The sequence below is a fragment of the Massilia sp. Masssp94 genome, assembly GCF_059491305.1.
Genome location: NZ_CP168501.1, coordinates 2,650,210 through 2,673,380, shown reverse-complemented (window position 1 = coordinate 2,673,380; position 23,171 = coordinate 2,650,210). Strand labels below are relative to the sequence as shown.

23 protein-coding genes and 1 pseudogene are annotated in these 23,171 nt (G+C 64.0%); 22 read left to right on the top strand and 2 right to left on the bottom strand.

The features are described from left to right. The first annotated feature begins 126 nt into the window (after positions 1-126). From ACEN9G_RS11885 to ACEN9G_RS11840, 10 genes are all read left to right on the top strand, one after another. On the top strand, positions 127-1,383 hold the full coding sequence (locus ACEN9G_RS11885; protein ID WP_413337334.1) for a DUF8689 domain-containing protein: 1,257 nt from the start codon (positions 127-129) through the stop codon (positions 1,381-1,383). Next, positions 1,380-2,234 (top strand): Flp pilus assembly protein CpaB, encoded by an 855-nt coding sequence (gene cpaB, locus ACEN9G_RS11880; RefSeq protein ID WP_483126666.1) that lies wholly within the window; start codon positions 1,380-1,382, stop codon positions 2,232-2,234. The genes ACEN9G_RS11885 and cpaB overlap by 4 nt, the downstream gene beginning before the upstream one ends. A 20-nt stretch (positions 2,235-2,254) precedes the next feature. After that, positions 2,255-3,808: a type II and III secretion system protein family protein gene (locus ACEN9G_RS11875; RefSeq protein ID WP_413336856.1), complete on the top strand. Its 1,554-nt coding sequence runs from the start codon at positions 2,255-2,257 to the stop codon at positions 3,806-3,808. A 9-nt stretch (positions 3,809-3,817) separates the two neighbouring features. Beyond that, on the top strand, positions 3,818-4,096 hold the full coding sequence (locus ACEN9G_RS11870) for a hypothetical protein (RefSeq protein ID WP_413336857.1): 279 nt from the start codon (positions 3,818-3,820) through the stop codon (positions 4,094-4,096). A 57-nt stretch (positions 4,097-4,153) separates the two neighbouring features. Then, a complete protein-coding gene (locus tag ACEN9G_RS11865) occupies positions 4,154-5,326 on the top strand; it encodes a CpaE/TadZ family protein (protein WP_413336858.1) in 1,173 nt (390 codons plus the stop codon). A 19-nt stretch (positions 5,327-5,345) separates the two neighbouring features. Next, the gene (locus ACEN9G_RS11860) at positions 5,346-6,689 is read left to right on the top strand and encodes a TadA family conjugal transfer-associated ATPase (protein ID WP_413336859.1); all 1,344 of its coding nucleotides are present in this window, start codon (positions 5,346-5,348) and stop codon (positions 6,687-6,689) included. 24 nt (positions 6,690-6,713) lie between these two features. Further along, the gene (locus ACEN9G_RS11855; protein ID WP_413336860.1) at positions 6,714-7,691 is read left to right on the top strand and encodes a type II secretion system F family protein; all 978 of its coding nucleotides are present in this window, start codon (positions 6,714-6,716) and stop codon (positions 7,689-7,691) included. 10 nt (positions 7,692-7,701) lie between these two features. Next, on the top strand, positions 7,702-8,643 hold the full coding sequence (locus tag ACEN9G_RS11850; protein WP_413336861.1) for a type II secretion system F family protein: 942 nt from the start codon (positions 7,702-7,704) through the stop codon (positions 8,641-8,643). Positions 8,644-8,659: 16 nt separating this feature from the next. Beyond that, the gene (locus ACEN9G_RS11845) at positions 8,660-9,754 is read left to right on the top strand and encodes a LytR C-terminal domain-containing protein (RefSeq protein ID WP_413336862.1); all 1,095 of its coding nucleotides are present in this window, start codon (positions 8,660-8,662) and stop codon (positions 9,752-9,754) included. Between the two features lie 91 nt (positions 9,755-9,845). Next, positions 9,846-10,169, top strand: a complete 324-nt coding sequence (locus tag ACEN9G_RS11840; RefSeq protein WP_413336863.1) for a BON domain-containing protein — start codon at positions 9,846-9,848, stop codon at positions 10,167-10,169. 1 nt (position 10,170) lies between these two features. On the opposite strand, the gene ACEN9G_RS11835 is transcribed toward ACEN9G_RS11840, so the two are convergent. Further along, positions 10,171-10,935: a GIN domain-containing protein gene (locus ACEN9G_RS11835; protein WP_413336864.1), complete on the bottom strand. Its 765-nt coding sequence runs from the start codon at positions 10,933-10,935 to the stop codon at positions 10,171-10,173. 126 nt (positions 10,936-11,061) lie between these two features. Beyond that, a complete protein-coding gene (rtcR, locus tag ACEN9G_RS11830; RefSeq protein ID WP_413336865.1) occupies positions 11,062-12,663 on the bottom strand; it encodes an RNA repair transcriptional activator RtcR in 1,602 nt (533 codons plus the stop codon). Between the two features lie 186 nt (positions 12,664-12,849). Here rtcR and ACEN9G_RS11825 point away from each other — a divergent pair, with 186 nt between their 5' ends. The 12 genes and pseudogenes from ACEN9G_RS11825 (at position 12,850) to ACEN9G_RS11770 (ending at position 23,097) form a co-directional block, all read left to right on the top strand. Then, positions 12,850-14,085 carry an RtcB family protein gene (locus ACEN9G_RS11825; RefSeq protein WP_413336866.1) on the top strand — a complete coding sequence of 412 codons (1,236 nt, stop codon included), beginning with the start codon at positions 12,850-12,852 and terminating at the stop codon, positions 14,083-14,085. Positions 14,086-14,109: 24 nt separating this feature from the next. Next, positions 14,110-15,138 (top strand): annotated as a pseudogene (rtcA, locus tag ACEN9G_RS11820) (RNA 3'-terminal phosphate cyclase). Positions 15,139-15,245: 107 nt separating this feature from the next. Beyond that, positions 15,246-15,866: a DVUA0089 family protein gene (locus tag ACEN9G_RS11815; RefSeq protein WP_413336868.1), complete on the top strand. Its 621-nt coding sequence runs from the start codon at positions 15,246-15,248 to the stop codon at positions 15,864-15,866. A 282-nt stretch (positions 15,867-16,148) separates the two neighbouring features. Continuing rightward, a complete protein-coding gene (locus ACEN9G_RS11810; protein ID WP_413336869.1) occupies positions 16,149-17,495 on the top strand; it encodes a tyrosine-type recombinase/integrase in 1,347 nt (448 codons plus the stop codon). Between the two features lie 126 nt (positions 17,496-17,621). Beyond that, positions 17,622-18,362 carry a hypothetical protein gene (locus ACEN9G_RS11805; protein WP_413336870.1) on the top strand — a complete coding sequence of 247 codons (741 nt, stop codon included), beginning with the start codon at positions 17,622-17,624 and terminating at the stop codon, positions 18,360-18,362. A gap of 316 nt (positions 18,363-18,678) precedes the next feature. Then, positions 18,679-19,116 (top strand): helix-turn-helix domain-containing protein, encoded by a 438-nt coding sequence (locus tag ACEN9G_RS11800; RefSeq protein WP_413336871.1) that lies wholly within the window; start codon positions 18,679-18,681, stop codon positions 19,114-19,116. Beyond that, positions 19,113-19,421 (top strand): hypothetical protein, encoded by a 309-nt coding sequence (locus tag ACEN9G_RS11795; protein ID WP_413336872.1) that lies wholly within the window; start codon positions 19,113-19,115, stop codon positions 19,419-19,421. Before ACEN9G_RS11800 ends, ACEN9G_RS11795 begins: the two co-directional genes overlap by 4 nt. A 3-nt stretch (positions 19,422-19,424) precedes the next feature. Further along, entirely contained in the window at positions 19,425-21,077 is a 1,653-nt protein-coding gene (locus tag ACEN9G_RS11790) for a DEAD/DEAH box helicase (RefSeq protein WP_413336873.1), read from the top strand. Then, the gene (locus ACEN9G_RS11785; RefSeq protein ID WP_413336874.1) at positions 21,064-21,990 is read left to right on the top strand and encodes a DUF7146 domain-containing protein; all 927 of its coding nucleotides are present in this window, start codon (positions 21,064-21,066) and stop codon (positions 21,988-21,990) included. The genes ACEN9G_RS11790 and ACEN9G_RS11785 overlap by 14 nt, the downstream gene beginning before the upstream one ends. Beyond that, the gene (locus ACEN9G_RS11780) at positions 21,977-22,216 is read left to right on the top strand and encodes a hypothetical protein (protein WP_413336875.1); all 240 of its coding nucleotides are present in this window, start codon (positions 21,977-21,979) and stop codon (positions 22,214-22,216) included. Before ACEN9G_RS11785 ends, ACEN9G_RS11780 begins: the two co-directional genes overlap by 14 nt. A gap of 221 nt (positions 22,217-22,437) precedes the next feature. After that, complete coding sequence (locus tag ACEN9G_RS11775) at positions 22,438-22,728, top strand: hypothetical protein (protein WP_413336876.1); 291 nt, start codon at positions 22,438-22,440, stop codon at positions 22,726-22,728. Positions 22,729-22,812: 84 nt separating this feature from the next. After that, entirely contained in the window at positions 22,813-23,097 is a 285-nt protein-coding gene (locus ACEN9G_RS11770) for a hypothetical protein (RefSeq protein WP_413336877.1), read from the top strand. The last annotated feature ends 74 nt before the right edge of the window (positions 23,098-23,171 follow it).

The following is a 23,171-nucleotide window of genomic DNA, read 5'->3' as shown; positions in this document are numbered from 1 at the left end:
GGCAAGGGGGTTCCGATGTTTGAAACGCTATCGACAGACAATACCGCGGCGGGATTCCGTGCCGCGCACCCTGCGCCTGCGGGCGGTCCGGAGATCGCGCCAGTCCTGCCGCGCCAGGCAAAGACCGTGCGTGATACCGGACTCGAACCGCGCTTCGTGACGGACCTGGTGCTCAAGGCAATCCAGGCCGGCGGCAAGACCCCGTTGACCCATCTGGCCGGCAAGCTGCGGCTGTCGATCAGCGTGCTGCGCGAGGTCCTCAATCCACTGATCGCGGAACAGCAGGTGGAAGTGGCCTGGTGCGGCGAGTCGGACATCGACATGCAATACCAGCTGACCGCATATGGCCAGCGCGGCGCCGCCGACGCCATGGCGCGCTGCGGCTATGTCGGCCCGGCGCCTGTCACGCTCGCGTCGTATCGCGCCGTGGTCGAACGCCAGGCGTTGCGCCATGCGGATGCGGAGCGCATCACACCCGCGCAACTGGCGGGTGCGCTGGGCGACGAGGGCCTGTCGCAGACCGCGCGCGACGTGCTGGGTGCGGCGCTGTACGCGCGCCGTTCGCTGCTGCTGTACGGACCGTCCGGTGGCGGCAAGACGACGCTGGCGCGCAAGCTCGGGCGCCTTCTGCCGGGCCCCATCGCGGTGCCGTATGCGCTGATGGCCGGACGCCAGGTGATCCGCCTGTACGATCCCGCCGTCCACGTGGCGCCGCCGCCGGTCGCGCGCCAGCAGGAAGAACGGCGCAGTTGCGATGCGCGCTGGACCGTGTGCCAGCGTCCGCTCGTCCACGTCGGCGCCGAACTGGGGCGCGACATGCTCGACCTGCGCTATGACGCGGAGCAGGGCGTGTACCACGCGCCGCCGCACCTTCAGGCGAACAACGGGATGCTGGTACTCGACGACGTGGGCCGCCAGCGCATCGCCGCGGCCGAGCTGCTGAACCGCTTCATCGGTCCGCTGGATGCGGGGACCGACCAATTGTCGCTGCAGGGCGGCCAGGCGGAACTGGTGCCGTTCGATGCCGCCGTGGTGTTCGCAACCAACCTGGCCCCGACCAGCGTTTTCGATGACGCCGCGCTGCGCCGTATCGGCTACAAGGCCGACATCGGCGCCTGGTCGGCGAATGCCTACCGCGCCCTGTTGTGCCGCCAGTGCCGGCTGCGCCGCATCGATGTCGAAGACACCGCGGTCGACCACCTGATCGAGCGGCTGCACCCGCAATCCGGGCGCGCGCTGCTGGCCTGCTACCCGGGCGAACTGCTCGACCGGGTCGCCGATTTCGCCGGCTTTGCCGGGACCGAAGCGCGCCTCACGATCGCGGCGGTCGAGCAAGCCTGGCGCAGCATGTTCATCGCTTGCCCGACGGAGAATCAAAAATGAAGAACAAGCGTGCCATCCTCGTCATGACCGTCGCGATCCTGTTCGGATTCGCGGCCGTCGTGTTCGCATCGCGCTGGCTGCTGAAGCAGCCGGGCAGTGGCAGCGGCCGCATCGTCGTGGCCGCCGCCGACATCAGTCTCGGCCAGCGCCTGACGCCCGAGATGTTCAAGCTGGCCGACTGGCCCGCCAACAGCGTGCCAAAAGGTGCTTTCACGGATCCGCAGAAACTCGGCGGCCGCGTTCTCAAGACGAACCTGCTGATGGGCGAGCCGGTCAGCGAGACCAAGCTGGCGCCGGCCGGCACGCTCGGCGGCTTGTCGGCACTGATCACGGAAGGCAAGCGTGCGATCACGGTGCGCGTGAACGACGTGATCGGCGTGGCCGGCTTCGCGCTGCCGGGCAACTACGTCGACATCATCGTCAGCACCCAGAAGGACGTGCCGCCCGGGACCGATGCCCGCCAGCAGAACATCTCGAAGATCGTACTGGAGCGGATCCTCGTGCTGGCGGTCGCCCAGGAAGTCAACCGCGACGAGACCAAGCCGAAGGTCGTCAACGCGGTCACGCTGGAAGTGACGCCGGAGCAGGCGGAGAAGCTCGACCTGGCACGCAGCGTGGGCACGCTGTCGCTGGCCCTGCGTAACCAGGTCGATCCGCAGGCGGCCAGTACCGAAGGCGCGACCAAGCTCACCCTGCTGCCGGAGGCGCCGCCGCCCGCGCCGCGCAAGCCCGCGCCCAAGCCGGCACCCGCGGCTCGTCCCGCGCCGGTGGTGGTCAAGGTGGCGGCGCCGGTGCGGCGTGATTGCGTCACCGTGCTCAACGGCCTGCGTGTGTCGCAGGAGTGCTTCTGAACTTCATCCAGGGTAAAGCCATGAACGGATGCTTGACGCCATCACCGCTGTTTCGCTGCCTGTTCGTCGCCGGCCTGGCGCTGGCGGCCGCCGGACCTGCAGCCGCGGCCGGCAAATCGAAAGCCCAGCCCGCAGACAACCCGACCGGCGCCGCGCCGCTGCGTGCCGAGGCCGGACCTAATTGCAAGGGCGAGGCCGCGAAGCCGGCCCAGCTGGCCCTGCAGATCGGCAAGTCCAGCCTGATGCGCCTGCCGGAACCGGTCCAGCACCGGAGCGTCGGCAACCCGCTCGTCGTGCAGGCGCTGATGGTGGCGCCCGACACGCTGTACATCGCCGGCGTCGACGTCGGCACGACCAACATGATCATCCAGGGCAAGAGCGGCCTGTGCAGCGTACTCGACATCACCGTGGCCATGGACCCGTCGGCCCTGCAGGCGATGCTGGCCACGGCCATGCCGGACGAGCACGACATCAAGGTGCTGGCCGCATCCGATGCGCTGGTGCTGACCGGCACCGTGAGCGACGCGAGTGCCGCGGCACGCGCCGTCGAACTGGCCTCCGCCTACGTGCGGCGTCCGCTGCGCGCACTGACGGTGCCCGACAAGGAAGACGCCGCGAGTCAGAACCAGCGCGAAAGCCAGAACCAGGGCGGCGCGGCGGCGGCCACCGCGCGGGTGGTCAATATGCTGGGCGTGCGCGCGCCCCAGCAAGTGCAACTGGAAGTCAAGATCGCCGAAGTGTCGAAGAGCCTGCTCGACCGCCTGGAAGGCGGCGCCAGGTGGACCTTCAGTTCCGGCAGTTGGGGCGCCATGCTGCTGTCGAATTTCATCACTGGCACGGCCCATGGAGCGCTCGCGGTGGGCAAGAGTGCCGACCGAAACTTCTCCGCCGCGGCCGAGAAACAGGATGGCCTGGTGCGCGTGCTGGCCGAGCCGAACGTGATGGCGATCAGCGGCCAGGAAGGCACGTTCCTCGTGGGCGGTAAATTCTATATCCCGGTCGCGCAGGACAACAACCGGGTAACGCTGGAAGAGAAGGAATTCGGCGTCGGCCTGCGCTTTACCCCGACGGTACTGGGCGGCGGACGCATCAACCTGCGCGTGGCGCCCGAGGTGTCCGAGCTGTCGCGCGAAGGCATCGGCCTGTCGGCGACGGGGTTCAACGGGACCGCCATCCTGCCGGTCGTGACGACGCGCCGCGCTACCACCACGGTCCAGCTGTACGACGGCCAGAGCTTCGCGATCGGTGGCCTGATCAAGAGCAACCTGGTCGCCAACCTGAAAGGACTGCCGGTGCTGGGCGAACTGCCCGTGCTGGGCGCCCTGTTCCGCAGTGCGGATTATCAGCAGGACCGCACGGAACTGGTGTTCGTGATCACCGCGCACCTCGTCAAACCCTTGTCCGGCAACGGCTACGCGCTCCCGACCGACAAGGTGGGGGAACCGTCGCGTGCCGGCGTGATGCTCGGCGGCTTCCTGGAAGGGCCGGCGCCGGCGACGCCAACGGCGTCCGTGTCGACCCCGGCGCCGGCCGCACCGCCTGCGCAGAGCGCGGGCGGCTTCGAACTGAAATAGGAGAGAGCGATGGCCATCGGATGCAAGCGAATCGCATGTGCGGCGCTGTCGGGCATGCTGCTGTACGGGTGCGACACGACCCCGCGTTTCAACGAACACTTCGGCACGGCCGTGCGCGCCAACGTGGCGGCGCAGGTACTCGATCCGACCGCTTCCGCCAATACGAATCCCGCCGCCGGCATGGAAGGCAAGGCCGCCGTCATCGCCCAGGAGCGCTACGAGAATTCGTTCAAGGAACCGGAGAAACCGATCAGGGCACTGGTCGTCGGCGGGGTGGGCAGCAAGTGAGTCGTCCGCGCTTTTTCAATGACATGATTTTGACCGAACGCCGTCCCAAGGACCACGATGAAAGCCTTTCTGATCAGCCGCGACACCCAGCTTTACGCGGAGATCGCCTCCCAGGGTGCCGCACGCGTACCGCCGCTGCATGTCGCCGCCAGCCGCGCCAGCCTGCGCGATGCGCTCGATCGTCCGCTGCCTGATGGTCCGAGCCTGATCATCGTCGATATCAGCGATGCGGATGCCGCCGACGGCGACCTGCTGGAACGCCTGACCCGCCACTACTCGGCAGCGCATTTCATGCTGCTGACCGACAATCATCACCCCGACCTCCTGATCCGCGCCATGCGCGCCGGCGTGCGCGAAGTGCTGCAACTGCCGCTGGTGCACCGCGCGCTGCATGAGGCGATCGACCGCATTGCAGCCAGCGCCGGCGTGGCCGCGACGCGCGACGGGAAGATACTCGCCTTCATCGCCTGCAAGGGCGGCAGCGGCGCCACCTTCATCTCCACCAATTTCGGTTATGCGCTGGCCACGCTGGCGGACAAGAAGGTGCTGCTGATCGACCTGCATCGCCAGTTCGGCGACGCCACGCTGTACGTGTCGGACCAGAGACCGGCCATGACGCTGTCCGACGTGTGCCAGCAGATCGCGCGCATCGACGGGCCGTTCCTGGAATCGTGCCTCGTCCACGTGGCGCCTGGCTTCGGCGTGCTGGCGGCCGCCGACGACCCGGGCCAGACGACCGAGGCGAAACCGGAACACATCGACACGATCCTGCGCGTCGCACGCCAGCATTACGACTACATCCTGCTCGACGTCGGGCGCCAGATCGATGCGGTGTCGCTGCGCGCTCTCGACAGCACCGACGCGATCTACCCGGTGCTGCAGCTGGCCCTGCCGGACATCCGCGACGCCCGGCGCCTGCTCGACATCTTCCGCTCGCTCGGCTATCTGACGGACCACATCCGCCTGATCGTCAACCGCTACGAAAAGGGCGGCAAGCTGCGCCTGGCGGACCTGCACGCGGCGCTGGGCGCAGAAGTGCTGCACACCGTCCCCAACGATTACATCGCCGTCACCGACTCCGTCAACCAGGGCATTCCGGTGCTGCAGCTGTCGCGCGGCAGCGCCGCCGCGCGCAGCCTGGCCGACCTGGTCGAAGTGGTGACCGCACGTCGCATTCCCGAGGCGAAGGGTCTGTTCGACCGCCTGTTCGGGCGCGGCGAAGACGATTGATCTTTTCAAGGAGCCGTCCATGTCCCTGCGCGAACGCCTGTCCGTGACGGACGAGGAGCGCCAGCATCAGCCCGTTGCGGCTGCGGCGCTACAAGCCTATGCGGAACTGAAGAAAACGATGCACCAGATGATCCTCGACCGGATCGACCTGGAGCGCCTGAAGCGCCTGACGAGCGAGCAGTTCAAGCACGAGCTGGCGCTGCTGGTCCAGCGCATCATCGAGGAAGAGCGCATCGTGCTGAACCAGCAGGAGCGCCACCACCTGGTGCTCGACATCCAGCACGAGATGCTCGGCTTCGGCCCGCTCGAACCGCTGCTGAACGATCCGACCATCTCGGACATCCTCGTCAACACCTACGACAAGGTGTACGTCGAACGGCGCGGCCGCCTGGAGCTGACCGACGTGGCGTTCCACGACAACGCGCACCTCATGAAGATCATCGAGAAGATCGTCTCGCGCGTCGGCCGGCGCGTGGACGAATCGAGTCCGATGGTCGACGCGCGCCTTCCGGACGGTTCGCGCGTCAACGCGATCATCCCGCCGCTCGCGGTCGACGGGCCGCTGGTGTCGATCCGGCGCTTCGGCGCGACGCCGCTCACGGTACAGAACCTGCTCGACTATAAAAGCGTCACGCCGCCGATGATCAAGGTGCTCGAGAGCCTCGGCCTCGCCAAGGTGAACATCCTGATCTCGGGCGGCACCGGCAGCGGCAAGACGACGATGCTGAACCTCATCTCCGGCTTCATTCCGGGCAACGAGCGCATCGTGACGATCGAGGATGCGGCCGAACTCCAGCTGCGCCAGCCGCACGTCGTGCGCCTCGAGACGCGCCCCCCCAACATCGAAGGGAAGGGCGAAGTGACGCAGCGCGCGCTCGTGCGCAACTCGTTGCGCATGCGCCCGGACCGCATCATCCTGGGCGAGGTGCGCGGACCGGAAGCGCTGGACATGCTGCAGGCCATGAACACGGGCCACGAAGGCTCGCTCGCGACCATCCACGCGAACACGCCGCGCGACGCCCTGGCGCGCCTGGAAAACATGGTCGGCATGGCCGGCGTGAGCCTGACGCCGCGCGCCATCCGCCAGCAGATCGCTTCCGCCATCACCGTGATCCTGCAGGCCTCGCGCCTGGCCGACGGCACGCGCAAGGTCGTCAGCATGCAGGAAATCACCGGCATGGAAGGCGACATCATCTCGATGCAGGAAATCTTCCGCTTCGAGCAGACGGGCATCGACGCCGACGGCAAGGTGCAGGGGCATTTTTGCGCCACCGGCGTGCGGCCGCGCTTCGCCGACCGGCTGCGCATGTTCGGCGCCGCGGTGCCCGAGGACACCTTCGATCCCGACCGCGTGTTCACCTGAACCGCATCGCCGCGAAAGTCACGCATGGACATCCTCTTCTACGGATTCATCGTCTTCCTGTTCGCCGCCGTCATCCTCGGCATCGAAGGCGTCTATCTATGGTGGGTGAGCACGCATGGCGCCAGCGCCCAGCGGATCGCACGCCGGCTGCAGCTGATGTCGGGGAACCAGGGCCGCAGCGCCGAACGCATCTCGATCCTGAAGTCGCGCCGCTTCGGCCGGCACGATCTCGTCGACCGCCTGCTGCAGCGCTTCCGCTTCGCGCACCGCCTCGACAGGCTCCTGGTGCAGTCCGGCATCGCGTGGTCGGTCGAGCGCTTCCTGCTGTGCTCCGTCGCGACGATGCTGGCGGCCACCTACCTCGTGATGCAGTGGCCGATGCCGCTGCCGGTGCGCCTCGCGATCGTCCTGCTGTGCGTCCACGTGCCGCTGCTGCTGGTGCGGCGCGCGCGCATGCGCCGCCTCGTGCGCATCGAGGAGCAACTGCCCGACGCCGCCGACTTCATCGCGCGCGCGCTGCGTGCGGGGCACTCGTTTTCAAACGTGCTGCAAATCGTCGGCAACGAATTGCCGGAACCGCTCAGCGGCGAGTTCCGCATCGCGCGCGAGGAAATCAACTACGGCGTGCCGCTGGGCGAAGCGTTGCACAACATGGCGGCGCGCATTCCGCTGACCGACCTGCGTTACCTCGTCATCGCCATCCTGATCCAGCGCGAGACCGGCGGCAACCTGGCCGAGATCCTCAGCAACATCGGCCACATCATCCGTGGCCGGCTGCGGCTGGCGGCGCAGGTCCGCGTGCTGTCGGCCGAAGGGCGCATGTCGGCCTGGATCCTCGGGCTGCTGCCGTTTGCCGTGGGAGGCATGCTGGTACTGGTGAATCCCACGTACGTCAAGGTGCTGTGGACCGATCCGCTGGGCGTGAACATGCTTTGGACGGCGCTGGTCATGATCATCATCGGCGTGATCTGGCTGAAGAAGGTGATCCGCATCCACATCTGAGGAGACATCGATGACTCGCGCGCAGTTGCTGTTCCTGTTGATCGTCTTCGTGGTCGTCTGCTGCCTCGCGTGGCTTGCGGCGGTGCTGTTCGCGCCCGCCGCACTGCGTGCCCGGCTGGCGAGCTTCATGGGCCGTGCGAACGAGGACCAGACGGAACGCAGCGGCTGGATCGAACGCGTGGCGCGCGCCGCCAAGCCGCTCACCAAACTGTCGGTGCCGGAGGAGGGCTGGGAAAAGTCGGCGCTGCGCACGCGCTTCATGAACGCCGGCTGGCGCAACCCGGCGGCGCCGACGCTGTACTTCGCATCGAAGACGGCCCTCGCGCTGGGCCTGCCCGCGCTGGTCGGCATCGTACTGGCGTTCGTGCCCGCCACCATCGCCGAGCTCGGCATACTGTTCCTGCTGCTGCTCGCGGCGACGTGCGGCTACTACCTGCCGAACACGATCCTCGACCGCGTCATCAAGCGCCGCAAGCGCGACATCTTCGAGAACATTCCCGACGCGCTCGACCTGCTCACCGTGTGCGTGGAGGCGGGCCTGAGCCTCGAGCGCGCGTTTGTCAAGGTCGCCGCCGAGATCCACATCAAGAGCGTCACGCTGGGCCAGGAATTGCAACTGGTGCTGATGGAGATGCGCGCCGGCTTCAGCAAGGAAAAAGCGTTGCGCAATTTCGCGCTGCGCGTGGGGCTGGACGACGTCGACTCGCTCGTCGCCATGCTGATCCAGTCCGAGCGCTTCGGCACCAGCATCGGCGACGCCTTGCGGGTGTATTCGGAAACGCTGCGCGGCAAGCGCCGCATCGTGGCGGAAGAGGCGGCCGCCAAGATCGGGCTGAAACTGTTGTTTCCCCTCATCTTCTGCATCTTCCCGACCCTGTTGGTGGTACTGCTGGGGCCTGCCGGCATCCAGATTACCAAGCTCTTCGGCAGCGCCCTCGGTCATTCCAACTGAACGAACGGAGATTGTCATGCGCGCCCGTACCCGTCTCTACAACCTGCCATTGTTGTGCAGCGGCGTGCTGCTGCTGGCCTGCAGCAGTCCACCGCCGCAGCCGTACGCCGGCCCGCCCGCATCCCCGGCGGCGGACGACAGTTATCTGCAAGGCCGCAACCTGTACCTCGCGCGCCGCTACGGCGACGCGATCACCGCCTACCAGGCCGCACTGCGCGTCGACGCCAGGCACGTCAATGCGCGCAACGGGCTGGCGATCGCCTACGCCGAGCAGCGCGATTTCGCGCGCGCGATCCCGATCTGGCGCGATCTGACCCGTGACGTCACCATGGCATCCGGTCCCGCATCCGCTTTCCTGTTTTCCAACCTGGGCTATGCCTACCTGCTCAGCGGCGACCTCGACGCGGCCCAGGTCGCGCTCGAAAAAGCCTGCCTGCTCGATCCGCTCAACCACCGCGCCTGGCAATACCTGGGCGAGACGCTGCTCAAGGTGGGCCAGGAAGAGCGCGGCCAGCAGATGCTGCGCCAGGCCGAAGCCTTGCGCGAACACGACTTCCGCGCCGATTATGCGACGGCGAACGGCGGCACGCGCCTGCCGGCCATCGAGCAGGCGGTCCGGACCGACCGACGCCCCGACGACGACGCATGGGCGTCCGTCGAAGTGATCCGCAGGGACGACGGCATCCTCGAATTACGCCGCACGCCGGCAAACGCCGCCGCGCTGCACAGCGCGCCCGTCGATGGCGCGGCCGCCCAGCCGCTCGCGCCGGAAGCGGTCGCCAGGCTCGAGATCAGTAACGGCAACGGCCGCCAGGGCCTCGCGCGGCTCGTATCGCGCCAACTGAGCGATCCGGGACTGAAAGTGGTGCGCCTGACCAATGAAAAACGATTCGACGTGCGCCAGACGCGCGTCGAGTACCAGCCGGCGTTCCGGATGGCGGCGGAACGCCTGGCCCGGCATGTCGGCACGGGCGAGCCGGTCGAGGTCGGCCTGGCAGGGCACGCCGACGTGCGCCTCGTCATCGGCCACGATTTGCCGCTGCAGCGCATCGTCGCAAGACCGCCGACGGGTCCGCTGATGGCGCAGGCTGGCCGGGCCGATACCCCCTGAACGTGACAGTGCCGTTTTCACAACAGTAGCGGGCGACAGACTCCACCGAAATTCGGAATAATAAAATTCTTGATAACTCGGGAGAATCGCCATGAAGCTCACTCGTTTTCAGTCCGCCATTGCCCAGTCAGTTCTCGCAACCTCGCTGCTGGTGTCGCTCGCAGCCTGCGCGCCGACGCCGACCCGCGAAGGCACGGGCGAATACATCGACGATTCCGTGATCACCGGCAAGGTGAAAGCGGCGTTTGCCGCCGATCCGACCGTCAAAGCGACCCAGGTGCAGGTGGAAACGTTCAAGGGCACGGTGCAGCTGAGCGGCTTCGTCGATTCGCGCGAATCCGCCCAGAAAGCCGTGGAAATCGCGCGTGGCGTGAACGGCGTGAAGGCTGTCAAGAACGACACGGTCATCCGCTGACTTATTGCCAGCTCACCTTGCCGAAACCATTCGTCGTCGCGTTGCGCGTGGCCGGCTTGCCGTAGACGGTGGCCGAGCCCATGCCGCTTAGATTGACGTTGGCCGCCGTTTTCGCGTACACGCTGGCGCCACCGAGGCCGGTCATATCCAGGTCGACGGTTTCTGCGCGTAATTGTTGAGCGTCGAGACCGCCGACGCCGCCCAGTTGCGCGCGCAAGACCTTGGTCTGGCCGGCCACGGTGATATGGCCGGCGCCGCCCAGGTGCAATTCGATGCGGTCGGCCTGGCCGGGATTCAGCGTGAGACCGCCGACGCCGCCCAGGCGCGCGTCGACGTCGCGATATTGTCCCGTGAAGCGCACGGCGCCGGCGCCGTCCAGTGCGAGCTTCAGCTTGTCGCCGCTGAAGCCGGAGACCTCGCTCGATCCAGCGCCCTGCGACACGAATTCACGCAGGTTCGGCACGGTAAGATCGGCGCGCAACTCGTTCTTGCTGTTGCCTTCGAAACGGGTATTGTTTTCCATGTCGATCACGAGCGTGTCGCCGCGCTGCGTGGTCGTTACCTTCGTCACATAACGGCGTTCGCCGGACACCACGAGCGACGGCGTCGGTCCCTGGTGCAGGTTCAGGCGGATCACGCCGCCCAGGCGTACCTTCGATACGTTCGCATCCACGGTGCGGTTTTCGCGGACGAGGTCGTCGGCCAGGGCATGCGCGCTCAGGGCCAGGGTCGTGGCGAGGAAGGCGCTCTTGATCAGGTTGTTCATGTTCGGGGTCTCCAAATAGTGGTCTGATGGAATCACTATAGGCAAACACCTCGTAGGCAACCTGTCGATTGCGACAGAACGCAGCATTGGCGGTACAGGCCGTGAAATCGCCGCGCCATGCTGCCCTCAAGCATGCACGTCGTCCCAGGACAGGCCGAAGCGCGCCAGATACTTCTTGAGACGGTCAGCATCGTTCGGCTGGCGCTTGGCCGTGCGCGAGACGGCGAACAGCTTGCGGCCCGCGTCCGACAGCGACTGCGACTGGCGGCAGATCCCCACCACGGCCTGCAGTTGCAGTGCGTCGAACTGGTCGAGCTGCGCCGCCGCGTCCGTGCCCAGCAGCGCGTCGAGATCGGTCGCTGCCTGGGCGACGTCGCGGAAGGGCCGCCAGAGCTGCCGCAAGCGCTTGATTTCGTCCTCGACGATGGCGTCGTTGATCCGGCCGGACTCGGCCAGCGTTGCCATGCGGGTGATCGACGCGGAGAGGTCGCGGAAGTTCCCCGTCCAGCGCGCTTCCTGCGACATCGCAAACCGCATGTAGCGGTCGCGGGCCTCTTTGTTGAAGCGGACCATCTGCCCATGTTCGGCGCCGAATTCGCGCAACAGGTACTCGATGTTCGGTTCGATGTCTTCGCCGCGCTCGACGAGGCCCGGCAATTCATACGTCCACAGATTAATCCTGGCAAACAGGTCTTCACGGAAGCGGCCATGGGCGACCTCGCGGCCCAGGTCGCGATTGGTGCCGGCGATCAGCTGGAAGTCGCTGTGCACCTCGTGGTCGCCGCCGACCGGCAGAAAACGCTTCTCCTCGATCGCCTTGAGCAGCATGGCCTGTTCATCGAGACCCAGTTCGCCGATCTCGTCCAGGAACAGCACACCCTTGTCGGCCGTGCGCAGCAGACCGCTGCGCTCCGACATCGCGCCCGTGAAAGCGCCCTTGACGTGGCCGAACAGCGTCGAACCCGCGCCGTCGCCATGCAGCGTCGCGCAATTGATCTCGACGAAGCGTCCAGCCGCTCGGCGGCGCGTCTTCTTGAGCTCGTACAGGCGACGCGCGAGGAATGATTTGCCGGCGCCGGTGGGCCCCATCAACAGGATCGGTGCGCGCGACTTGATCGCCACGCGCTCGATCTCGTCGATCATCGTGTTGAAGCGCACGTTGCGGGTGGCGATGCCGGATTTCAGGAACGCCACGGCATCCTGCTGTTCCCGCGAGAAGCGCCGGGCGATCTGGTCATATTTCGACAGGTCGAGGTCGATCAGCGCCAGCGTGCCGGGCGCACCGGGCGCATGCCGGCGCGGTGGCGACGTCTGCAGCAGGCAACCCGGGAAATAGCGCGCTTCGGTCATCAGGAACATGCAGATCTGGACCACGTGCGTGCCGGTCGTGATGTGGACCCAGTATTCCTCCCGGTCGGGCTCGAATGGATAGGCGCGCGCGAAGTCGAACAGGGCGCCGTAGACCTGCTCGAAATCCCAGGGATCGTCGATATCCACCCGGCGCGGCACGATGCTGGTTTCCGGCGATACGGTGCCGATGTCCTGCATGACCTGGTCGAGCAGCGGAGTCGGCTCGCCGTTGTACAGCAGTTCCAGGCGGTCGATGACCACATCCTCATGCTGCGTCAACGCGACGGTCGGCCGCCATTTCTCCCAGCGCGCGCTGCCCTTGCCGTTGTCGAGCTGGGTGCCGATGAAGCCGATGACCACGGTGTTCTTCTTTTTCATGAATATAAACTTTTATAAATCAGGATAAATTTATCATGAAAATCCGGCCCTGCCGCAGCGACGGGCCGACAATAAATGTTCTGGATAATCAGCGGCTTGGCGCCATCTTCAGGACGCGACGAGGAGGTGGCACGCCGTTTGCAATGGAAGGGGTAGAGCAACGAGACACACATGGGGAGAGCAACGATGAAATCCGAACACTACGATGTCCTGAACGTGGACGGCGGCCGTCCGGTCAAGATGTGGACGCGCGGCGTCCCGGTCGAGGAAGGTGCCAAACAACAGCTGGCCAACACGGCGCGCATGCCGTTCATCTACAAGCACATGGCGGCGATGCCCGACGTCCACCTGGGCAAGGGCTCGACGATCGGCAGCGTGATCCCGACGCTTGGCGCCGTGATCCCGGCCGCCGTCGGCGTCGATATCGGCTGCGGCATGATGGCCGCCAAGACGACCTTGAGCGCGAACGACCTGCCCGACAACCTGGGCTCGCTGCGCAGCGCCATCGAGCGCTCGGTGCCGCACGGGATGTCGCCGAAGACGCGTGGATTCAAGGGACGCGACAAAGGATCGTGGGACACCCCGCCGCAGGCCGTCGACCAGGCGTGGATGGCGCTGAAGGACGAGTTCGACGTCATCTGCCAGAAGACGCCGAAGCTGAAGAACACGAACAACTACAAGCACCTGGGGACACTTGGCACCGGTAACCACTTCATCGAGATCTGCCTGGACGAGCAGGGCTTCGTGTGGTTCATGCTGCACTCCGGCTCGCGTGGCGTCGGCAATGCGATCGGCTCGCACTTCATCGAAGTCGCCAAGCAGGACATGCGCACGCACCTGGCGAACCTGCCCGACCAGGACCTGGCCTATCTGAAGGAAGGCACACAACACTACGACGACTACGTCGAAGCGGTCGGCTGGGCGCAGAAGTTCGCACGCATGAACCGCGAAGTGATGATGCAGAACCTGATCGCGGCCGTACGCACGGTCATCAGGAAGCCGTTCGAGACGCACGTGGAAGCGGTGAACTGCCACCACAACTACGTGCAGAAGGAACATCACTTCGGCATGGACGTGCTGGTCACGCGCAAGGGCGCCGTGTCGGCGCGCGAGGGCGAGCTGGGTATCATTCCGGGATCGATGGGCGCCAAGAGCTACATCGTGCGCGGCAAGGGCAACCCGGAGAGCTTCCACAGCTGCAGCCACGGCGCCGGCCGTACCATGAGCCGTACCGAGGCCAAGCGCCGCTATTCGGTCGACGACCAGGTACGCGCCACCGAGGGCGTCGAATGCCGCAAGGATGCCGGCGTGATCGACGAGATCCCGATGGCCTACAAGGACATCGACGCCGTAATGGAAGCACAGAGCGACCTCGTCGAGGTTGTGCATACCCTGAAGCAGATCGTCTGCGTCAAGGGATGAAATGAGAGGATGAAAGGACATGGCATGATCGAACTGGATGGCGCGGCCGGCGAGGGCGGCGGCCAAATCCTGCGCAGCGCGCTGACGCTCGCCATGATCACGGGGCGGTCCTTCCGCATCCGGAACATCCGCGCGAACCGCGCCAGGCCCGGCCTGATGCGCCAGCACCTCGTGGCCGTGCAGGCGGCCTTGCAGGTGTGCGGGGGCGACGCGACGGGCGCCGCACTCGGCAGCCAGGACCTGACGTTCGTGCCGGGGCCGATCACCGGCGGCGACTATGAATTCGCCATCGGCACGGCCGGGAGCTGCACGCTGGTGCTGCAGACCGTGTTGCCGGCCCTGCTGAAGGCGAATACACCGTCGACCTTGCGGCTCGCGGGCGGGACGCACAACCCCATGGCGCCGCCCGTGCAATTCCTGCAGCGCGCCTGGTGCCCGCGCCTGGCCGAGATGGGCGCCCGCATCGACATCCACCTGGAGCGTTTCGGGTTTTATCCGGCCGGCGGCGGCATCGTCGTCGCCCGCGTGGAGCCATGCGCGCTGCTCCGGCCGCACATGTGGATGACGCGCGGCGAGCGCCGTGCCGCGTACGCCGAGGCGTTCGTGGCCGGCATTCCGGGACGGGTCGGGCAGCGCGAACTGGAATGCATCGGCAGGGCCATGAACTGGGGCGAGGACCAGCTACTGATACGCGCCCTGCCGGCCGATCAGGGTCCGGGCAATGCCTTGATGCTGACCCTCGACTACGAACACGCGACGGAGGCGTTCACGGCGTTCGGCGAAAAGTCCGTCACGTCCGAATAGGTGGCGCGCCAGGTCGTGCAGCGCGCGCGCAAGTACCTGATGTCGCACGCGGCATTCGCGGAATATCTTGCCGACCAGATGATGCTTCCGCTCGCTCTGGCCGGCGGAGGGGGTTTTACGCTGGACGAGGTGTCGATGCATGCGCGTACCAACGCACAGGTGATCGAGACGTTCCTGCCTGTGCGGTTCACGTTCGATCGGCTTGATGGTGTCGACCGCTGTACGGTAATGCGCAATGATGTCGGATAACTTTACATTCTCTGGGCATAAAATAAATTCCTTATGTAAATCAATTGCATTTTTATGTGGCACAGCTTTTGCTGCCTTTTTCGGTGTCTACTGACCTGGGAAGCAAAATGAAATTGAGAACTTTCGCCGGCATGGTGGCGCTGGCCGCTGCGACGACTGCCGCACAGGCAACCAACCTGTCCTTTACAGGGGCGTTCAGCCATGACAACGACGTGCAACGCTTTACGTTCACGGTGAGCGGCACGTCGACCGTGACCCTGCGCAGCTGGTCGTACGCCGGCGGTGTGAATGCGCACGGCGATACGATCGCCCGTGGCGGCTTTGACCCGATCCTGTCGCTATTCGACGGTACGGGTGCCAAGCTTTACGAGCAGGATGATGCGGACTGCGGCGACGTCGCCGCCGATCTCATGACGGGCCGCTGCTATGACGTGAACTACAAGAGTGCGCTGGCGGCCGGGACCTACACGGTGACGGTCCAGCAGTTCAACAACTTCGCCGCCGGATCGAACTTGGCCGATGGCTTCGCGCGCGATGGCGTGGCCAATGAGAACTTCCGCAACGGCTTCGTCGACTCGGCCGGCGACAAGCGCGATGGGCACTGGGCATTCGATATCCTGAACGTCGACACGGCTGCCGTGACGCCGCCGGCGGGCGTGCCGGAGCCGGCGTCGCTGGCGCTGCTGGGTATCGGTGTTCTCGGGCTGCTGCGCCGCAAGCGTTCGTAAGCTTCCCTGAACGCCCAAACACAAAAGGGTTACGTGCGTGAGCGCGTAACCCTTTGTTTTTACCGCTGAATCTTGGTGCCGGCTGCAGGACTCGAACCCGCCACCTGATGATTACAAATCACCGAACTGAGCCATTTCGAGTTGTTGATCGTAGTTGATCGTTAGAGGGAAATCCTTTGTGAATCATGTGCTTAATGCATATAGCTCGGTTTTCTGTGTGGAATTGTGTTGATCTATGTATGCTAAAATTCCCTACATAGCCACTACATGAAGGGAGCCTCGATGAGATGGGACAACTTTACGAGTGCCCGAGTCGAGGCCTTCAAGTGCGTTGAAGGGCGTCAGCAGAGTATTTATTGGGACGGCAAGACTCCCGGTCTGGGCCTCAGGGTCACCGCCAAGGGCGCCAAGTCCTACATCTTTGAAACTACACTCAACGGTAAGACGCTCCGAATCACGATCGGAGACGTGCGTACCTGGTCCATCTCTCAGGCACAGGCCAAAGCTACAGTCTACAAGGCGCAGACTGACAGTGGCATCGATCCACGGAAGATACTTGCAGATCAGATTGCTGCAGAAGAGGCAGCTGAGCTAGAGCGCGTCAGGACCGAAGAGGCGACCGCGGCGGCGGCTGTTCGCGACGCAGTCACGTTGGGCGACATCTGGCCTGACTACGTTGCTGATCGAATGGCGACACGAACCGGCGGTTGGTCTGATCACCATGTGCGTGCTCACAAGCAGATGATGCAGGAAGGAGGCCAGCCGGTTAAACGCGGTTCGAAGCTGACACAGCCTGGGCCATTGTCCTCATTGGCAAGCGTCCGGCTTGTCGACCTCACGACTGATCGCATTGAGCAATGGGCAAAGGAAGAGGCAAAACATCGCCCATCCAGCGCGCGGCTCGCCTGGCGTCTTCTAAAGGCCTGCATGAACTGGTGTGGCGAACACAAGACCTATTCCAGCATGGTCACGGGCAATCCCACGAAAAGTGCCCGCACGCGGGAGAGCTTGGGCAAACCAAAAGTGCGCAACGACGTGCTTCAGCGTGAGATGTTGCAGGCATGGTTTTCGGCTGTACGTCAGATCGGCAATCCCGTTATCTCGGCCTATCTCCAGATACTGCTGCTGATCGGAGCGCGCCGGGAAGAGCTGGCCGCGTTGAAATGGGACGACGTGAACTTCCAATGGAACAGTATCAAGCTATCCGACAAGGTCGAGGATTTCAGAATGGTGCCGCTGACGCCGTATGTCGCGGCTCTCATGGCCTCGCTGCCGCGGCTTAAAGACAATCCCTACGTGTTCTCGAGCTCGGGTTCGGCGTCAGGGTATATTGCTGAGCCTCGCTATGCGCACAATCAAGCTGTCGCTGTGGCTGGCTTACCGCCGCTGACTCTGCATGGGTTGCGACGATCGTTTGCCAGCTTGAGCGAATGGGTGAAGACTCCTCCAGGAATCGCAGCGCAGATTCAGGGGCATGCGCCGCAGGGAGTCCGCGAGCAGAACTATATCCGCCGGCCGCTTGATCTCCTCCGGATCTGGCACGTTGAGATCGAGAATTGGATGCTCGAACAGGCCGGCATTGAAAGTAAACCGTCTGCCGTGTCGCTTCAGCTCGTCAAGACCGTGTAAATAGCTTTGCCTGTTTTTGAACAGGCTGTAGGTTTGGCAGTGCCTAGCTTTAGCGGGCGAAAAGGTGGCTCCCTTACCACCCTGGCACTGCCTCCATTTTTAAGGGGCGTTTGAGGGAACGCGAGCATGGTTGAAGAGCATTCGATTCCGCTGCAAGAGCTAGAACGCTGGCATCAGGCTCCCGAAGTGGAGCCCGGCATTCGGTTCGTCAAAATCCAGCTTTGCAACACGCTGGAAGTCACTATGGACTTTGCTGATTTCTTGGAAGAGGTCGATGAAAGACTAGGCCGGTGGGGGCAGGGTCAGTACACACTCAAGGAAGCAGCGCAAGTTCTATCTAAAGCCTACCCAGGGAAGATCGATGCAGATTCCTTGTGCAAGCAGCTGGAGAAAGCTATCCAACGCGGAAAGCTTGTCATCAGGGAGCACGGGGTACGTCTCGAGCAGGAAGACGTGCCACAGGGGAGGTTGGGGCGGCAGACCGTTGAAGTTCGGGACTTGAACGAGTGGCTCGAAAAGGAGGGCAGTCCCTATCGGCTTTCCTATCCCTACGACGAGCAAGAGCAGGACGAGGAAACGGAAGTGGTGAGGGATATGGCCGCCGTGCATTCAAGCGAGCAGCCGGCCGCGCGTGACGCGGAGATCCGCGAAAACCGAAATGCTGCGCTAGCCAGTCAGCCACGAGGGGCTAAAGGCCTGATTCTGGAGCACTGGGACAAGGTTGAGGCCAGATACGGCCCGCAGGCAAACGGTACTCAAGTGCTCAGGGTCTTGAGCCAATTTCTCGATGGCGCCGACAAAATGCCAGAGCTTAAGACCATCCAGAACCATCTTTCGGCATTGAGGAACGCGAAACTCATTCCCTAATTTTTTCCCGAGACATTCCCGGGAGTTTCCTACTTTCCCGGCTCCCACCGCCGGGAAATGTCCGTGCATAAAGTCCGTATCACCTTCAACAAAGATAGGTGATACGAAATGATCGTAACCCGCGCAACCTCCCCCAAACTTGCAAGCGTTCCTGAAACGCTAACCACTGCTGAAGCGGCAGTAGCCTTGAATCGCAAGCCTCAGACCTTACGCATGTGGGCTTGCAATGAAAACGGCCCGATTCGTCCAGTTCGTGTGCATGGGCGCCTAGCTTGGCCTGCAAACCAAATCGCAGCCCTCCTGAACGGAGGCGCTCATGCCTAATCGCCAAAACAAAAACGCCTCCACGAGGGGAGGCGCTCATGTCGATCAAGCTGGCGGGCTGAAGTCGACAAAACAAACTGCAGTCTTCAACTGCAGCCCACAGAATATCACAGCGGTGTGTGAGGAACTTGCACGTAACGGCGTCGCCCTTCTGGGTACCTCCGGCACCACTCAGCGTGAAACCCTGCGTCGCGCGTTGGAGTTTCGCGGCGCACGCGGGCTCAACACCTATGAAGGCACAGCAGCGGGCTACATGCGCTTGGCCACTAGGGTTAAAGAACTCAAGGACGCATGGGACATCTACACGCTGTCGGAGGACGTGCTTGGCCCTGATGGGCTCCTGCATCGAGGCGTTGCTCGCTACGTGCTGATGGGCCGGCGCAAGGACACGCCACCCCCGCAAGGGGAACTTGAGCTGGTTCCGGCATGAATACCCAGCTCCTCGCCATCAAGAACTGGAACACGTTCCAGCACTACGGCAAGCGTAATCCGCCCTGGATCAAGCTGCACAGGGCCATCCTCGACGATTACGCTTTCTGTGCCCTGCCTGACGTCTCCAAGGGCCATCTCATGCTGCTGTGGCTATACGCTAGCCAGAACAACGGCACGGTGCCGCACGACGTCCCATTCCTTGAACGGAAGCTGTCGATCACCGGGCTGGATCTCAGTGTCCTGATTGAGCATGGCTTTCTGATCGCGCAGGGCGCCGCTAGCGTCAAGCTTGCGAAGGGATAGCACATGGACAACACGTCAATTGCTAGCAATGTGCTAGCGCCGCGCTATCCACTGACGAGCACCTCAGAAGAGTGCGCTAGCAGCTTAGTTGCAACTCAGAAGAGAAGAGGAGAGTTAACGGCGAAAAACCAGCCCAGCCAAGGCGGTGCGGCTTCCCCGTTGCTGACCCTACGCCCGTATCAGTCCGCAGCCGTCCAAAACCTCCGCCTATCCCTGGCCGGGGGCGTGCTGCGCGAGATGCTCTGCAGCCCGACCGGCAGTGGCAAGACTGAGATCGGCATGGCCCTGGTACGTGGCGCTATGGCGAAGCGTAAGCGCGTGGCCTTCCTGTGCAACCGGGTTCACCTGGTCGAGCAGACTTCACGCCGGTTCACGAAAGCAGGAATCGGCCACGGCATCATCCAGGGCGAGAACACCACCCGCGTGTACGAAAGCGTGCTGGTGGCCAGCATCCAGACCGTGGCGCGCCGAGGCTTGCCCGACGTCGACCTGATCATCATCGACGAGGCCCATACTGTCGCCGGCTCCAGTGAGTACCGCGGCGTGCTGGCAGCGGCGAGGGGAGTCCCGGTTGTGGGTCTGTCGGCGACTCCATACGCCAAAGGCTTAGGCAAGCATTACGACGAGCTGGGCGGCCCGCTTTTCGAGCACATGACGGTTGCCGCGACGATCCCGGAACTGATCGAAGGTGGCTACCTGGTGGACTGTGACGTGTACGCGCCGAGCGAGCCGGATATGGCCGGCATCAAGCAGGCACGCAACGCGTTCGGGGATCTGGACTACACCGACGCCGACGTCGGCCGCGCCGTGAACAAGCCGGAGCTGGTGGGCGACATCGTGACGCACTGGCTGCGCCTGGCGCGCGGGACCCCGACTGTCTGCTTCGCGGCGAACATCGCGCACAGCAAGCACATCGTCGAGCGTTTCCATGCTGCCGGCGTCAGCGCCGAGCATATCGACTGCTATACCGACGAGGAGGAGCGTCGCGCCATCCTGGCTCGCGTAGAGACCGGTGAGACGATGGTGATCTCGAACGTGGGCATTCTCGCCGAGGGGTGGGACTTCCCGGCATGCCGCACGCTGATCCTGGCCCGGCCGACTCGCTCCCTCATCCGCTACATCCAGATGGCCGGCCGGGTGCTGCGCCCGCACGCGAGCAAGGACCGCGCGTTGATGCTCGACCACTCCGGTTCCGTGGTTCGCCTCGGGTTTCCGACTGACGAGTTTCCCCTCGAGCTGGACGACGGCACGCCCAGGGAAGCGAAAGGCGAGGCTCAGGAGAAGGAAAAGCCGTTGCCGAAGGCCTGCCCATCCTGCAGCTACGTCAAGACGGTCCACAAATGCCCCGTATGTGGCTTTGCCCCCGAGCGCAAGGCAAACGTCGACGTCCGCGCCGGCGACCTGGTGCCGCTCAAGAAGAAGTCCAAGGCGAAGAAGATGGACAAGCAGGAGTTCTACTCCCAGTTGCTGGGCGTGGCACAGGAAAAGGGTCGGCAGCCGGGTTGGGTCGCTCACCGGTACCGAGACTATTTCGGCGTTTGGCCGCGCGAGATGCAAAACGTTCCGGCGGCGCCGACCGACGAGGTGAGGGGCTTCCTGAGGCACCTGCAGATCAAGGCGGCGAAGGGAAAGGAGGCCCGCCATGCAGGCGCTTAGACCAAAGACGGCAGAAGTGGCGATCGGACGCTGGCCGGGCATCCTGCAAGCCCTCGGCGTCGATCCGGCTTACCTTCGTAACAAGCATGGCCCCTGCCCCGCCTGCACAGGGAAAGACCGGTATCGCTTCGATGACAAGGACGGTCGCGGCACTTGGTTCTGTTCGCGCTGTGGGTCGGGGGATGGCTTCCAGCTGTTGCAGATCGTGTTCGGATGGACGTTCCAGGAGACGGCCAAGCACGTCGACCGCATCGTCGGGACGGTCCCTGCGGGGGCGATCGTGCCGACACGCGCGGAGCATGACAAGGTGAAGGTGCTGCAGCGTGTGTGGGCCGAAACCCGAGAGGTCGTCCATGGCGATCCGGTGTGGCGATACCTGAACGGACGTCTCGGCCTCGAGCAGGTGCCGGCCGGGCTCAGGTTCCATCCCCGGTTGAGGTACACCGACGAGGAGGGCCGCGACTTGGGCCGCTTCCCGGCGATGCTGGCCAAGATTCAGTATCCGGACGGCGCCGGCGCATCGATCCACCGGACCTACCTGACGGACGACGGGCAGAAGGCACCGGTGCCGAAGCCGAAGAAGATCATGGCCGGCAAGCCGCTAAATACGGGCGCTGTGAGGCTTGGCGAGGTCGGGACGACTCTCGGTGTGGCCGAGGGCATCGAAACGGCTCTGGCGGCCTCTATTCGCTTCGGCGTGCCGGTATGGGCAGCCACCAATGCTGTGCTGCTGGAAGCGTGGGACCCGCCGGCCGGCGTCGAGCGGGTCCTGATAGCCGGCGACAACGACGAAAGCTTCACCGGACAGGCCGCCACGTACGGGTTAGCACGCCGGTTAGCGCAGAAAGGCCTCGCCGTTGAGATCCAAATTCCTGGGCAAACGGGTAAGGACTGGGCTGATGCTGGTGTCTAAACGCTTCCTTCGCGACTTCGCCTACATCGCGAACCTGTACGGCTGGAGCACAGAGGACGTCGAGGACGCAAAGGCGCAGACCAGGGCAAACCCTGCAGAGATGTGCCGGTACTGGTCCCAGCTCGCGGCCGCGCACCGCGCCGGGTATGCGCAGACCCTGGAAAACAACTTCATGCGGGTGGAGCAGTGGCGGCAGCTGCAGGGCGCGCCTCCTGACAAAACCTGACATTCAAGAGGGTATTTATGTCGGACATCGCGTGCGTGCGCGAGGAGACGAAGGTATCTGCCTCCTGAAAAAACCTGAGATTGCGGAACGCATTTTCGAGACGCATCGCGGGCGCGCGCGAGGAAGGGATAGTGAATGACGGCGCCTCCCGAGGCCATTTTGCGCGTGAGCGCACCACCGTTCCCGGGTTTGCGGGGACGACAACAACCTGAAGGAGCAACATGAGCACCGCCCGAGAAGAGATCCAGATCCTGATGGAAAGCATCCTTGTGACCGCCAGGACCAACCCTTTGCCTCGATTCGACCCCGAGGCCCTGGCCACGGTCCTACTCCATGACCTGGAGGGGATATGGCACCTGATGTCGGTCGAATCGAAGATCGCCATGACCTTGATTGCGGTGACCCTGCAGCACCGGCAAAACGGTGCTGTAGCTACTCGGCCAGGACTGCTTGCCAGGTGGCTGAGACCATTTCGCGCGCGTGAGGCGAGAAAAGGCCCAGGAAGGGCCTAAACCGGGCGCGTGCGCGACGGAGATGAATGGGAAAGGGGTCTCGGACCAGTACGCGCATGCGCGCGAGGTAGAAGGAAATGATGGATGACCGCACCACCCAAGGCCACTGAGACCATTTTGCGCACGCGCGCGCGCACAAGGAGGCTGGACCGTCTGGCCTTTCGGTATGGATGGTCCCCGGAAGAGATTGAGGGCGTCAGAATGCAACTAATCGAAGACCGCGATCTGTGGGACCGCTACTGGCGCAATCTGACAGTAGCGTGTGCTGCCGGCTTTGTGCAGGCCAAGGAGAACGGCTTCATGACGCTCCGGACCTGGTGCGCGAAGACGGGCCGACCAGATCCAACCATCTTCGACCTCGACGATTGATAGATTCAGATCGAATGATTTTCAAGTTCATCATTACGATTAAGTCTAACTATTGAATGTAAGTTTACGATAGG

What these genes read in the sequence shown, in the direction of transcription:
- cpaB (WP_483126666.1), top strand. Translation starts at nt 1,380, where the DNA reads ATGAAGAACAAGCGTGCCATCCTCGTCATGACCGTCGCGATCCTGTTC.
- ACEN9G_RS11875 (WP_413336856.1), top strand. Translation starts at nt 2,255, where the DNA reads ATGAACGGATGCTTGACGCCATCACCGCTGTTTCGCTGCCTGTTCGTC.
- ACEN9G_RS11870 (WP_413336857.1), top strand. Translation starts at nt 3,818, where the DNA reads ATGGCCATCGGATGCAAGCGAATCGCATGTGCGGCGCTGTCGGGCATG.
- ACEN9G_RS11865 (WP_413336858.1), top strand. Translation starts at nt 4,154, where the DNA reads ATGAAAGCCTTTCTGATCAGCCGCGACACCCAGCTTTACGCGGAGATC.
- ACEN9G_RS11860 (WP_413336859.1), top strand. Translation starts at nt 5,346, where the DNA reads ATGTCCCTGCGCGAACGCCTGTCCGTGACGGACGAGGAGCGCCAGCAT.
- ACEN9G_RS11855 (WP_413336860.1), top strand. Translation starts at nt 6,714, where the DNA reads ATGGACATCCTCTTCTACGGATTCATCGTCTTCCTGTTCGCCGCCGTC.
- ACEN9G_RS11850 (WP_413336861.1), top strand. Translation starts at nt 7,702, where the DNA reads ATGACTCGCGCGCAGTTGCTGTTCCTGTTGATCGTCTTCGTGGTCGTC.
- ACEN9G_RS11845 (WP_413336862.1), top strand. Translation starts at nt 8,660, where the DNA reads ATGCGCGCCCGTACCCGTCTCTACAACCTGCCATTGTTGTGCAGCGGC.
- ACEN9G_RS11840 (WP_413336863.1), top strand. Translation starts at nt 9,846, where the DNA reads ATGAAGCTCACTCGTTTTCAGTCCGCCATTGCCCAGTCAGTTCTCGCA.
- ACEN9G_RS11835 (WP_413336864.1), bottom strand. Translation starts at nt 10,935, where the DNA reads ATGAACAACCTGATCAAGAGCGCCTTCCTCGCCACGACCCTGGCCCTG.
- rtcR (WP_413336865.1), bottom strand. Translation starts at nt 12,663, where the DNA reads ATGAAAAAGAAGAACACCGTGGTCATCGGCTTCATCGGCACCCAGCTC.
- ACEN9G_RS11825 (WP_413336866.1), top strand. Translation starts at nt 12,850, where the DNA reads ATGAAATCCGAACACTACGATGTCCTGAACGTGGACGGCGGCCGTCCG.
- ACEN9G_RS11815 (WP_413336868.1), top strand. Translation starts at nt 15,246, where the DNA reads ATGAAATTGAGAACTTTCGCCGGCATGGTGGCGCTGGCCGCTGCGACG.
- ACEN9G_RS11810 (WP_413336869.1), top strand. Translation starts at nt 16,149, where the DNA reads ATGAGATGGGACAACTTTACGAGTGCCCGAGTCGAGGCCTTCAAGTGC.
- ACEN9G_RS11805 (WP_413336870.1), top strand. Translation starts at nt 17,622, where the DNA reads ATGGTTGAAGAGCATTCGATTCCGCTGCAAGAGCTAGAACGCTGGCAT.
- ACEN9G_RS11800 (WP_413336871.1), top strand. Translation starts at nt 18,679, where the DNA reads ATGCCTAATCGCCAAAACAAAAACGCCTCCACGAGGGGAGGCGCTCAT.
- ACEN9G_RS11795 (WP_413336872.1), top strand. Translation starts at nt 19,113, where the DNA reads ATGAATACCCAGCTCCTCGCCATCAAGAACTGGAACACGTTCCAGCAC.
- ACEN9G_RS11790 (WP_413336873.1), top strand. Translation starts at nt 19,425, where the DNA reads ATGGACAACACGTCAATTGCTAGCAATGTGCTAGCGCCGCGCTATCCA.
- ACEN9G_RS11785 (WP_413336874.1), top strand. Translation starts at nt 21,064, where the DNA reads ATGCAGGCGCTTAGACCAAAGACGGCAGAAGTGGCGATCGGACGCTGG.
- ACEN9G_RS11780 (WP_413336875.1), top strand. Translation starts at nt 21,977, where the DNA reads ATGCTGGTGTCTAAACGCTTCCTTCGCGACTTCGCCTACATCGCGAAC.
- ACEN9G_RS11775 (WP_413336876.1), top strand. Translation starts at nt 22,438, where the DNA reads ATGAGCACCGCCCGAGAAGAGATCCAGATCCTGATGGAAAGCATCCTT.
- ACEN9G_RS11770 (WP_413336877.1), top strand. Translation starts at nt 22,813, where the DNA reads ATGACCGCACCACCCAAGGCCACTGAGACCATTTTGCGCACGCGCGCG.